Source organism: Nonomuraea sp. KM90 (genome assembly GCF_052246675.1).
Classification (GTDB): Bacteria; Actinomycetota; Actinomycetes; order Streptosporangiales; family Streptosporangiaceae; genus Nonomuraea.
This window is the reverse complement of the sequence record NZ_JBQQCB010000102.1, coordinates 1-11,427: the sequence shown is the minus strand read 5'-3', so window position 1 is coordinate 11,427 and position 11,427 is coordinate 1. Positions and strand designations below refer to the sequence as shown.

General features: G+C 68.0%; 10 protein-coding genes and 1 pseudogene. 9 read left to right on the top strand and 2 right to left on the bottom strand.

All coding sequences use genetic code 11. The annotated features are described in order from the left end of the window. Positions 1–194 precede the first annotated feature (194 nt). The 4 genes from ACTWPW_RS49060 (at position 195) to ACTWPW_RS49045 (ending at position 5,101) form a co-directional block, all read left to right on the top strand. The gene (locus ACTWPW_RS49060; protein WP_375118701.1) at positions 195–1,481 is read left to right on the top strand and encodes an ABC transporter substrate-binding protein; all 1,287 of its coding nucleotides are present in this window, start codon (positions 195–197) and stop codon (positions 1,479–1,481) included. Between the two features lie 88 nt (positions 1,482–1,569). Then, positions 1,570–2,448 carry a carbohydrate ABC transporter permease gene (locus ACTWPW_RS49055; protein ID WP_443172859.1) on the top strand — a complete coding sequence of 293 codons (879 nt, stop codon included), beginning with the start codon at positions 1,570–1,572 and terminating at the stop codon, positions 2,446–2,448. A 59-nt stretch (positions 2,449–2,507) separates the two neighbouring features. Continuing rightward, positions 2,508–3,278 (top strand): carbohydrate ABC transporter permease, encoded by a 771-nt coding sequence (locus ACTWPW_RS49050; RefSeq protein WP_443172858.1) that lies wholly within the window; start codon positions 2,508–2,510, stop codon positions 3,276–3,278. Then, positions 3,275–5,101, top strand: coding sequence for a glycoside hydrolase family 127 protein (locus ACTWPW_RS49045; protein WP_443172857.1), 1,827 nt, complete (start codon positions 3,275–3,277; stop codon positions 5,099–5,101). Before ACTWPW_RS49050 ends, ACTWPW_RS49045 begins: the two co-directional genes overlap by 4 nt. 5 nt (positions 5,102–5,106) lie before the next feature. Here the strand turns inward: ACTWPW_RS49045 and ACTWPW_RS49040 are convergent, their stop codons facing one another. Together ACTWPW_RS49040 and ACTWPW_RS49035 are read right to left on the bottom strand one after the other, a co-directional pair. Beyond that, complete coding sequence (locus tag ACTWPW_RS49040; protein ID WP_443172856.1) at positions 5,107–6,126, bottom strand: LacI family DNA-binding transcriptional regulator; 1,020 nt, start codon at positions 6,124–6,126, stop codon at positions 5,107–5,109. A gap of 183 nt (positions 6,127–6,309) precedes the next feature. Then, positions 6,310–6,471, bottom strand: a complete 162-nt coding sequence (locus ACTWPW_RS49035) for a L,D-transpeptidase family protein (protein WP_443172855.1) — start codon at positions 6,469–6,471, stop codon at positions 6,310–6,312. 998 nt (positions 6,472–7,469) lie between these two features. On the opposite strand from ACTWPW_RS49035, the gene ACTWPW_RS49030 reads away from it, so the two are divergent. The 5 genes and pseudogenes from ACTWPW_RS49030 to ACTWPW_RS49010 all read left to right on the top strand — a co-directional run bounded on the left by ACTWPW_RS49030 (position 7,470) and on the right by ACTWPW_RS49010 (position 11,332). Further along, positions 7,470–8,084, top strand: a complete 615-nt coding sequence (locus tag ACTWPW_RS49030) for a sigma factor-like helix-turn-helix DNA-binding protein (protein WP_443172854.1) — start codon at positions 7,470–7,472, stop codon at positions 8,082–8,084. Between the two features lie 341 nt (positions 8,085–8,425). Next, positions 8,426–8,533: pseudogene (locus ACTWPW_RS49025) on the top strand (hypothetical protein); the annotation flags it as partial. Between the two features lie 166 nt (positions 8,534–8,699). Continuing rightward, the gene (locus tag ACTWPW_RS49020; RefSeq protein WP_443172853.1) at positions 8,700–9,539 is read left to right on the top strand and encodes an NAD(P)H-binding protein; all 840 of its coding nucleotides are present in this window, start codon (positions 8,700–8,702) and stop codon (positions 9,537–9,539) included. 54 nt (positions 9,540–9,593) lie between these two features. Next, positions 9,594–10,436, top strand: coding sequence for an NAD(P)H-binding protein (locus ACTWPW_RS49015; RefSeq protein WP_443172852.1), 843 nt, complete (start codon positions 9,594–9,596; stop codon positions 10,434–10,436). A 536-nt stretch (positions 10,437–10,972) separates the two neighbouring features. After that, positions 10,973–11,332, top strand: coding sequence for a hypothetical protein (locus tag ACTWPW_RS49010; protein WP_443172851.1), 360 nt, complete (start codon positions 10,973–10,975; stop codon positions 11,330–11,332). Positions 11,333–11,427 lie beyond the last annotated feature (95 nt).

Sequence of the window (11,427 nt, the reverse complement as noted above, 5' to 3'; positions counted from 1 at the left end):
AGGCGAAGGCGCAATATGACCACACCTGGCTCTCCCAGCGAGCCGGTGACTCCTGAATCACGAAATGAAAACGATTGAATGCAATCGTATTCATCATCGGTTACGTTCCCATCAGCAGGGGGTCGTGTCAACACCGGTCCACTCCACAGAGAGGAGCCTGGCGAATGAGGACTCATCCCAGGTGGCCCGCCCGGGTGGCCGCAACGGCGCTGCTGGTCGCAGCCGCCGCCTGCGGCCAGGAGGAGCCGCCCCCCACGGCCGGCCCAGCGCAGGCCGCGACGACGACATGCGCCGGCAAGGGCGCCCTGACGATGTGGGAGCGCTCAGGCGGCAACAAGCAGATGGTGGACATGCTGGTCGAGGCATGGAACACCAAGAACCCCGACTGCAAGATCAATTTAACCTACATCCCCCACACCGAGATGGTGGGGAAGATCGCCCAGGGTGTCGCCTCGGGCGACGTGCCCGACCTGATGGGCATGGATCTCATCTACGCCCCGCAGTTCGAAAGGGAACAGCAGCTGGTCGACATCACCGACCAGGCCAAGGATTGGCCGGAGCTGAAGACCGCCAGCAAAGGGCACATGACCGTGGCGACGTACCAGAATCGCCTCTTCGGCGTGCCCCTTTATGCGGACGTGTCCGCCCTCTTCTACAACAAAGATCTTTTCACCCGGGCCGGGCTCGACCCGAACAAGCCGCCCACGAGCCTCGCCGAGCTGCGTGGCTACGCCGACAAGATCACCGCGCTGGGCGGTGGCGTCAAGGGCTACTACCTGCCCGGCAACTGCGCCGGCTGCAACATCTTCACTGTCGGCCCGCTGATGTGGGCCTCCGGGGCCACCATCGAGGCGGCCGGCCCAGGAGACGAGCCGCTGGTCGGCGATGGCGTCAAGCAGGTGCTCCAGTTCACCCGCGACATGGTCAAGGCCGGCAACGTCCTCGAAGGAGGCCGCACGGAGAACGGCGAGACATTCCACCTCCAGTTCGGCTCCGGCAAGGTGGGCATGATGGGCACCGGCAACTTCAACATCACGCTGGCGCGCCAGCAGAATCCGGGGATGAAGTTCGGCATCGCCCTGTTGCCCGGAATGGCGCCGAATTCCTCGGCCTCTTTCATCGGCGGCGACCTGGTGGTGGTGCCGAAAGGGAGCAAGCGGGTCGCCGACGCGGTCAACGTGATGAAGTTCCTGCTCTCCGACGAGGTACAGGTCGAGGTCTATGCCAAGGCGCTCAACCTCACCACGCGAACCGACATGGTGGAGAACAAGTATTTCCAGGCCGAGCCGCTGGTTCGCGACGTGGCCAAAGCACTCACGGTGGGCCGTACGCCGTACACGGTCACGTTCTTCGAGCAGATCAACTCGCCGCAGGGGCCGTGGCTGAAGATGTTGCAGCGTGCCTATTACTCCAACGACGACCTCGACACCGTCATCGCCGATGCCAAGAAGGAGATGAAGGCCATCGCGGGCCGGTCGTAGACCCGGCCTTTGATGAGAGGAAATCCTCGCCGTTTCCACCGGGCGGCCCGTCGCCCGGTGGATGCCTTACTCGCCAAGAGGAGCTTTCATGCGCCACGGCTCACGGCGCCGTCTGGCCGGATTCGCCTATCTGGCACCGGCTTTGCTCTTCGTGCTCGCCTTCACCGCCTATCCCCTGGTGCAGATGGCGTGGATGTCGTTGCACAACTGGTCCCTGCTGTCCCCGCCGAGATTCGTCGGGGCGGCGAACTACGAGCGGGCTTTCGACGACACGCAGTTCTGGGTCTCCTTCCGTTTCACCCTGCTCTACACCGCGCTCATCACTCCGTTCCTCATCATCGGCGGATATCTGCTGGCGCTGCTCACCGCCAGAAACACCGCCCTGCGCCGGATCACTCGCACGGTGGTCTTCATCCCGGTCGTGATCGGTCTCGGGGTGTCGAGCCTGCTCTGGTACTGGCTTTTCAGCACCGATTTCGGGCTGGTGAACCGGGCCCTGCTCGATCTGGGGATCATCGACAAGCCCGTGCTGTGGCTGGGCGTGGACACCGGCGTCTCCAACTTCGCGATCAGCGCCTCCGTGGTCTGGAAGGTGATCGGCTTCGGGATGATCCTCTTCGTCGCCGCGATCCAGGCCGTGCCGGCGGACGTGGTCGAAGCCGCCCTCGTCGACGGGGCGAGCCACCGGCAGCGGGTCACCCGGGTGATCCTGCCGTTGACCCTGCGCACCGTCCTGCTGGTGACCCTGGTGAGTGTGATCGGCTCACTGCTGGCCTTCGACCAGTTCTACATCATGACCGCCGGGCAGCCGGGCAATGAGACGGCGACATCGGTCTTCTACATCTACCTGAATTCCTTCCCCTACCTGAAACTCGGGTACGGTGCCGCCCTGTCGATGATCCTGGCCTTCACGATCCTCGTCTTCACCGTGATCCAGCTGCTGCTGAGCCGCCGGAGCCATCAGTGAGGGGACGCGGAAGGTATCTGGTGGCGGCGTGCTGTATCGCCGTCTGCACCGTCATGCTGATGCCGCTGGCGATGTCGTTCCTCGCCTCGGTGAAGCCGACCGAAGAGGCGGCGGCCTCTCCCCCGACCTACATCCCGCACGGTCTCGGTTTCGACAGCTATATGCGGCTGTGGAGTTACCAGGCAGGCCTGCCGGTCTACCTCGCCAACAGTCTGGGCACGGCGTTGCTGACCATTGTGCTCACGCTGCTGCTGACCATTCCCGCGGCCTACGCGCTGGCGCGTTTTCCCATCCCGGGCAGAGAGGTGATCTTCGTGGTGTTGCTGCTCGCGCTGATCATCCCCTACCAGGCTCTGCTCACGCCGATGTTCCTCATGTTCGCGAAGATCGGCCTGACCAACTCGCTGCTCGGCCTCGCGATCCTGCACACCGCCATCCAATTGCCGTTCAGCCTGTACGTGCTGCGCAACAGCTTCAGCGCCGTACCCAGGGAGTTGGAGGAAGCGGCCATCATGGACGGTTCCTCGTCGTGGGAGGCGTTGCGCTGGGTCTTCATCCCCTCCGCTGTGCCCGCGATCGTCACCACCGCGCTTTTCGCCTTCATCACGTCGTGGAACGAATTCCTCGGCGCGCTGGTGATGATGAGCCGCAGCTCCAAGTTCACCCTGCCGCTGATCCTCGCCACGTCGAGGACGGAGACCAGCCTCGGCGGCACGGACTGGGGCATGCTGCAGGCCGGCGTCACCATCTCGATCATTCCGTGTGTCCTGTTCTATTTCCTGCTTCAGCGGTACTACGTGTCGGGTCTGATGAGCGGAGCCATCAAATGAACGCAGGCAGCGTGTGGCCGACCGCGGCGGCGAAACCGCGGCTGTACCCGATCGACGGCTCCAACGTGGAGATCCTCGGCGGTTTCTGGGCGCAGCGGCAGCGGCTCAACCGCGAGAAGACGATCCCGCACGGCTTCGGCCGGCTCCAGCAGTGCGGGGCGCTGGACAACCTCCGGCTGGCCGCCGGCAGGCAGGGGCGGTATCAGGCCGAGGCCGACAGCGGCGGCACGACCTTCCCGTTCCTCGACTCTGACGTCTACAAGTGGCTCGAAGCCGTCGGCTGGGAGCTGGCTCGTGGCGCGGATCCGGCTCTGACCGCCGCGGCGGAGGAGGCGATCGGGGTGGTGGCCGCGGCGCAGCGGCCCGACGGCTATCTCAACAGCTTCGTCCAGGTGGTCAAGGGTGGCGTCCCCTATGGTGATCTGGCCTATGGGCACGAGTTCTACTGCGTGGCGCACCTGATCCAGGCCGCGGTCGCCTGGCACCGAGGGCTCGGCGACGACCGGCTGCTCACCATCGCCACGCGCGCCGCCGCCCATATCGACGCCGAGTTCGGCGCGCAGGGCAGACCTGGCATCGACGGGCATCCGGGGATAGAGATGGCGCTCGTGGAGCTTGCCCGGGTCACGGGTGCGGAGCGCTACCTGGCGCTCGCCGAGCGGCTGCTCGGGCTGCGCGGGCACGGGCTGATCGGTCAGGGGCGCTTCGGGGCCCAGTACTGGCAGGACCACGAGCCCGTACGCGAGGCGGCGACCGTTGCCGGGCATGCCGTTCGCCAGCTCTATCTGGACTGCGGCGCGGTCGACGTCGCCGTAGAACTCGGCGACGAGGCCTTGCTCGCCGCCGTGCGACGCCGCTGGAGCGAGCTGACCCGCAGCCGGACCTACCTCACCGGCGGGACGGGTAGCCGCCATCGCGACGAGGCGTTCGGCGACCCCTACGAGCTGCCTCCCGACCGCGCCTACGCCGAGACCTGCGCGGCCATCGCGAGCGTGATGCTGGCCTGGCGCCTCCTGCTCGCCACCGGCGAACAGGAATACGCCGACGCGATCGAGCGGGCCATGTACAACGGCGTGCTTTCCGGGATCTCGCTCTCAGGCGAGGAGTTCTTCTACACCAATCCGCTGCAGCGGCGGACCCACCGCGCCGCGGAGCCGGCCGGACACAGCAAGCGCGCCTCCTGGTACGCGTGCGCCTGCTGCCCGCCCAATCTCATGCGCCTGTTCAGCTCCTGGCATCACTACCTGGCCACGAGTGACGAGGGCGGCATCCAGATCCACCAGTATGCGGACACCGACATGACGGTCGGAGACATCCGCCTCTCGATCCGGACCGAGTACCCGTGGCAGGGCCGCGTCACCGTCCACGTTCTCCAGACGCCGGACCGGCCGTGGACGCTGTCCTTGCGGATACCGGCATGGAGCCGCTCGGCCGGCGGCCCCGTGGTCCGGCATTCACGACGGTGGAACGCGGGCGACAGCGTCGTACTCGACCTCGAACCGGTGATCCGGGTCACCGTGCCCGACCGGCGCGCCGACGCGATCCGCGGTTGCGTCGCCGTCGAGCGCGGCCCCATGGTCTACTGCCTGGAAACCGTTGACGCTCCGGCCACGACGGAGCTGGAGGACCTGGCGTGGGACGGCGGCCGCCAACCCCAGGAGGTGCCGCGGCCCGACATCGAGCCTGCGATGATCGGCGTCGAGGTCCCGGTCATCGACCAGAACTCGGCGCCGCCTGGCGAGAGCCTCACCGCCGGCGCGATCCCCTACTTCGCGTGGGGGAACCGGCGGGTGGAGGCGATGCGGGTCTGGATCCCGGCGTGATCGTCTCACCTCAGAGCCGGAGGTGCGGTCGAGTCCCGCACGATCAAGGCCGGCGTGAAGATCTCGAGAGCCGGCGGGTGCCGGGCGTCGGCGGGCTCTCGAGCCAGCCTGATCGCCTGCGTGACCGCGTAGCCGACGATCTCCGATATCGGCATCCGCACAGTGGTCAGCGCCGGCACGGTGTGCGCCGCGATGACAATGTCGTCGAAGCCGACGACCGACAGGCGGTCCGGCACCGTCACACCCAGGCTGTGCGCGGCGTGCAGCACGCCCACGGCCACCACATCGGTCGAGGCGGCGATCGCCGTGGGCGGCTCGGGCAGGTCCATCAGGCGCCGCAGCGCGGCATCGCCACCGGCCAAGGTGCTCGGGCTGCGCTCGGCATAGCCCGGCGGCACGGCGCCGTACCGATCACGCATGAAATCGAGGTAGGCATCCTCCCTCGCCCGATATTCATTGGGAAGCTCTGCGTTGATGTAGGCGATCCTCCTGTGTCCCAGGGACACCAGATGGCTCAGACCTGCCCGGATGCCGGCCCGGTCGTCAGCGTCGACGGTCGGGAACTCGCGCGGGCTCGTCCCCGGCCAGAGAGCGACCACCGGCACGATCGAATGGCGCAGGTCGGCCAGGAACTGCGGATGTTGCTGCATGTCACCGAGCAGCACCACCGCATCGGTGTGCCGGGTCTCCAGCACGGTGGTCAGCGAGAGCGCCTCATCGCCCGCCCGGCCCGGCACGTGGCCCAGCACGACGTTGTAGCCGTGCGCCATCGACTCGACCACGAGCGCCTCGATCGCCCCGGCGAAGAAGAGATCGCTGAAGTCGCGCACCACTACGCCGATGAGGTTCGTCGACGCACCGCGCAGCCCGCGAGCCAGCGGGTTGGGCCGGTAGCCCAGCTCGCGGGCAGTCCGCAGCACCCTCTGGCGGGTCTCCGGCGCGATGGGCACGACGGTGGACGCGCCGCTGAGGACACGGGACACAGTGCTCTGCGAGACGGCCGCCGCAGCAGCGATGTCACGCATGGTGGGCACTGGCCGCCTGGCCGACCGGTCGTTAGTCATCCAGACGAGACTCTAGCATCAGGATGCAGGCATACGATTTCGCCCACGTAGAAGGCGGTCGTGGCTGTGGTCCGTATGGCGCGCCGGCGACGGGTCACATCGGACCGGGGCCCTGGTCACAGGCGGCGGGCCCGGCCGGGAGGGTCACTGGAGCTTGCGCGAGGTCCCCGTGACCTTGATGATGTCCCCCCGCTGCGTGAAGTTGTAGAACCAGCGGGCGTTGGCCATGCTGGCGTTCACGCACCCATGACTGACCTTGCGGTTGCCCTGCACGCCGGTCGACCAGGGGGCGGCGTGGAAGAACATGCCGACATCGCCCGCCGGGCGGAGGCGACTCTGTCGGCTGGGGGCGAGCTGTGCGGATCCTGGCAGGATTGCCAGACCGGCCGACCCCGTTCAGCAGGTGATCGTACGAAACGCCGTGACGCGCTGCGGCTGGACGCCACCGCCTTGGTCGCCGGCGGGTTGCTGCCCCGCGCTGAGGCTGCGGCGTGGGAGCTGACCCGCCGTAGCGAACAGACCGATCTCGGCAAGGCCAGTGTGGCGCAGGTGCGCCAGGCCATCAGCGGGTCCGGCGTCGGCGGCTGGCAGGGCGAGGCGCTCGGCGCCGTCCCGGCCACCCGCCTCCTCCCGCCGCGAATACGAAGACGCCGTCGTCACGGGCTATTTCGACGACTGGGACACCGTCAACTCCCTCTTCCATTTCGCCGAGGAACTGCTGCGGCCTACCCTGCACGTTTTCGAGGCCCGTCCTTGACGGAGTACACCGACCAGACGGTAGGCACAGTTCTCGATCTGTTGAAGATCAAGCCGATGGCGGCCCAGGGATCTGCGGAGCAGAAGCTCGGCCAGGCCTTCGACGGCATCATCGGCTACGCGCTTCAGGCTCGGCTGGCCGGAGAGGCGGTCTCCAGCGGGTCGCGAAGGTTTGGAGATGTCACTGGCGGGGGCGCTGCCTCGTCTACGTACAGGCAAGCCTCGATCAAGGAGTGGACGATGAACCTCGCACTGTGGATCGCTGCCGGACTGCTGGCCGTGGTGGCCTTGAGCGGCGGCGCCACCAAGGTGTTCACGCCGACGGCGAAACTGGCCGCGGCGCCCGGCGGGGGATGGACCGCAGACGTCGGCGCGGGCTTCGTCAAGGCCCGTGGCGGCCTGGAGTTCCTGGCGGCGCTGGGCTTGACCCTGCCTGCCGTGCTCGGGATCGCGCCGGTTCTGGTGCCGGTGACCGCGGTCCCGAGCCGCTGCTCGCCGACCCCTACCAGGACCCGGAGCGGTCGGCGGAGCTGGCCGACTCGTTGTCGATGGCGGCATTGGTGCTGCTGGAGCGGCTGTCGCCGCTCGAACGGGCGGTCTTCGTGCTGCGGGAGGTGTTCGACTTCGGCTTTCCCGAGGTCGCGTCGGCCGTGGGGCGGTCGGAAGCGGCGTGCCGCCAGCTGATGGTGCGGGCGCGGCGCCATGTGGCCGCAGGACGGCCCCGCTTCCAGGCGGATCGCAAGGAGCGGGAAGAACTGGCGTCGCGGTTCTTCGATGCCCTCCGTGAAGGCGACGTCGTCGGCCTGCAGAATCTGCTGGCTGCCGATGTGTCGATGGTCGGCGACGGCGGTGGCAAGGCCCCGCAGCTGGCTAAGGCCATCATGGGGGCCCAGAACGTGGCCCGGCTGCTCGCCTCGGTCTTCCCCCGGATGGCCTTGATCGGCGTGACGGGCGAGCCGCACGAGGTCAACGGCCAGCCGGGCGCGATCTTCCGCGACCAGGACGGCAAGGTACTCCACACCCTGACGCTCGACATCCTCGACGGGCAGATCCAGACGATCCACGCAGTGATCAACCCCGACAAGCTCGGGCACGTCGGCCCAGTGGCGGACGTCTGGGCAATCGACCGCATAGTAAGGCAGACACGCCAACCCACCGAATAGCCGCAACACCCGGCTGCACCTCGAACCCCGCTTTCAAGGGCCGTACTCGAGTGGGTCTGAGCTGGGGTGGCCGCCGGGTGGTGACTCGGGAACTCGCGCAGCACCCCGAAAGTGATGCGACAGGTTGGCATCCATGCCGATCACCACTGACATCCAGATCCACGCCGTGAACGTCCTGGTCATCGGCTCCGGCGCGACCTGCGCGACCTCATGTGGGAGCGCTGTGGCGTGATCCGCGACGAGGACGGTCTCAAACAGGCGCTCACCGGCATCGAGACGCTGACCGAACAGACACAGCAGGTGGATGTGTCCCCACCGCCGAAGGCCACGAGGACCTCGCCCACCTGCTCGACCTGCAGGCATCGCTGCTCGTGGCCAAGGCGACCGTTCTGGTGGCCATCGCTCGCGGAGAGACCAGGGGCTGCCACAACCGCAGCGACTACCCGGAGCTGGACGAAACGCTGACCCAGACCCTCGAAGTCTCGATGGACGAGCGCGAACTCCTGGTCGGCAGCCGCGCCCTGCTCGAACCCGCCCCGAGCTCGCCCGCCTGGCCGCGCTCACCCCCGACCTCGACCCGACGGGTCGACTCACCGAATAGAGGAGATCTCCACCATGATCCTGGTAACCGGCGCCACCGGAAACGTCGGATCCCACGTCGTCACCCAGGTGCTCGACGCCGGCGAGAAGATCCGCGTCATCACCCGCAACCCCGGCGGCCGTTCCTTCCCCGAGCAGGTCGAGGTCGTGCCCGGCGACCTCACCCAGCCGGACACCCTGTCGGAGGCGCTGGACGGCGTGGAGCGGGCATTCCTGTTCCCCGTCTTCACCGGGCTCGACGCCTTCCTCGACGCGGCCCGCCTGTCCGACCTGCAGCACGTCGTCCTGCTGTCGTCTGCGGCGATCACGTACACCACGCCTTCGTGGATCGGTGAACAGCACCTGAGCCTGGAGCAGGCCGTCGCCGCCTCCGGGCTGGCGTGGACATTCGTCCGCCCCGGCTTCTTCACGACCAATGACCTGGCCTGGGCGCCGCAGATCAAGGCCGGCGACGTCGTCCGCGGCATATACGGCAACGCCGCTGTGGCCCCGGTCGACCCGCGCGACATCGCCGCCGTGTCCGTCCGGGCCCTCCTCGATGAGCGCGTGGGCGAGTCCTTCCTGCTGACCGGGCCGCAGTCGCTGACCGGGATCGACCGTGTACGGATCATCGCCGAGACGATCGGGCGGCCGCTGCGCATCGAGGAACTGCCTCACGAACTGTTCCGGGAGCAGATGCTCCACCACGGTATGCCCGCCCCCGCGGTCGACGACATGATCAACGGACTCGCCGAATGGGACGGCAAGACCGCACCGGTCCTGCCGACGATCGAGGAGGTCACCGGGCGGGCGGCCTTCACCTACGGCCAGTGGGCGGCCTCCCGCGCGGAGGACTTCGGCTCCACGCCGGCCTGACGCTGTTCACCCGATCTGCTGTGCCCATAGATCGCCCAGAAAGAGACAATCGCCATGATTCTGATCACCGGAGCCAACGGCGTCGTGGGACGCCAGGTGATGGACCAGCTGCTCCAGGGCGGCAGCGCCGTCACCGCGGTCACCCGCGGTCCCGGCGAGGCCCAGCTCCCTGGCGGCGTGAGAGCCGTCAGCGGAGACCTGTTCCATCCCCAGTGGTTCGAGGCGGCGTTGGAAGGGGTGGAAGCCATCCAGATCAGCCCGCGCGCCACCGGCCCCGGCCTCGGCGACCTGCTGAAGCTGGCCGCCAAGCAAGGCGTACGGCGTGCGGTGCTGCTGTCGGCCACCACCGTGGAGTACCCAGCCGGGGAAGCCCGCTTCGCCGCCCAGTTCAAGCTCGCCGAGGACCTCATCATGAGTTCCGGCCTGGACTGGACGGTGCTGCGCCTGGCCGACTTCGCCGCCAACGCCCTGGCCTGGGTGCCCCAGATCAAGGCCGGCGACGTGGTGCGCGGCGCGTACGGCCAGGCCGCCACCTCCCCGATCCACGAAACCGACATCGCGGCCGTCGCCGTACAAGCCCTCCGCACCAGCGCCCACGCGGGAAAGGTCTACACACTGACCGGGCCGCAGTCACTCGACCAGTTCGAGAAGGTGCGCCTCATCGGCGCCGCCATCGGCCGGTCGCTGTCGTTCCAGGAGCTCCCGCCCGATCAGGTACGGCAGGGCCTGCTCGCCCAAGGGCTGCCCGAAGAGGTCCCGGCCCGCCTGCTCGGCTCCCTGGCCGACTACGCCAACCAGCCGGGCCCCACCACCGCCACCGTCGAAGAGCTGCTGGGCCGGCCCGCACTCACCTTCGCCGACTGGGCACACGACAACGCCCGCACGTTCGGCGGCTGATCACCACCCGGTAAAGCGGGCCACCCCCGTACCGGGTGGAAGCTCACTCGGGCTACCACCGAATACGGGACAGAGCCCAGACCGGCACCAGCCGCCCGCCGTGTCCTCACCACATCGAGACCCCGGGGGCCGGCCTCCCGGACCATGATCATGATCTGCCCCACCCCTCTGTGCGATGGAACGGGGTCCGGCGTTAACCACGTCCGGAGGACCGCAAGGGCAGGAGGTCGCTGACCTGGGAGAACCCCGTTAACGCCGGATCCCGTTCCAAATCTCTCTGACCCCCGTCACCTGGGAGGCTCTGGCACCCGTGCTGCGGGTGGGCGATCGCCGCGCCGCCCAGCGCCGCCACGCCCGCCTCCTGCAGGCCGCCCGCGACCATGAGGCCGGCATCCAGGATGGCGAGGACGTCCCCGCGGACGTCCAGAACGTCCCGGACGGCGCGGCCGCCCCCTGGCCCGGGGGCGGGACTGGACGACAGCGACCTGTGCCTGTGGCGGGAGGACGGCGAGTGGAGCCTGCAGGGCCCGGACGGCGTGATCGAGGTGGACGGGTTCGGCTTCCTCGGCACGATCGCCGCGCGCAACGTGCGCGGCGCCCAGGCGGCCGCCGTCGAGGACCTGACCGGCCGCACGGTGACCGGGTGGGAACCGGACGTCTCCAGCCGCTCTGTGCTTTCTCGTTTGATCTGTCGTGTGATGTCATCGTTGACCTGCGGTTCGCCAGTTGTATCTGGGGTGGTCACTGGTCTTGCTCTCTCATTTCAAGTGGCGGATTTCGTGGAACGGGACGACAGCGTAGATAGCGCGCAGGCTGTCGGCCGCGCGCGTCCCACGGTGACGGGAGTCCATGAAAGACATCCCATTAGTTGTCAAGCAGCAAGCGATTCGGCGTGATGCGACCAGGCGGTTGCCTCGTCGTAGAGGGCGCCGGTCTTGAGGCAGCCGTGCAGGATGCCGACGAGCCGGTTGGCGACCTGGCGCAGGGCGGC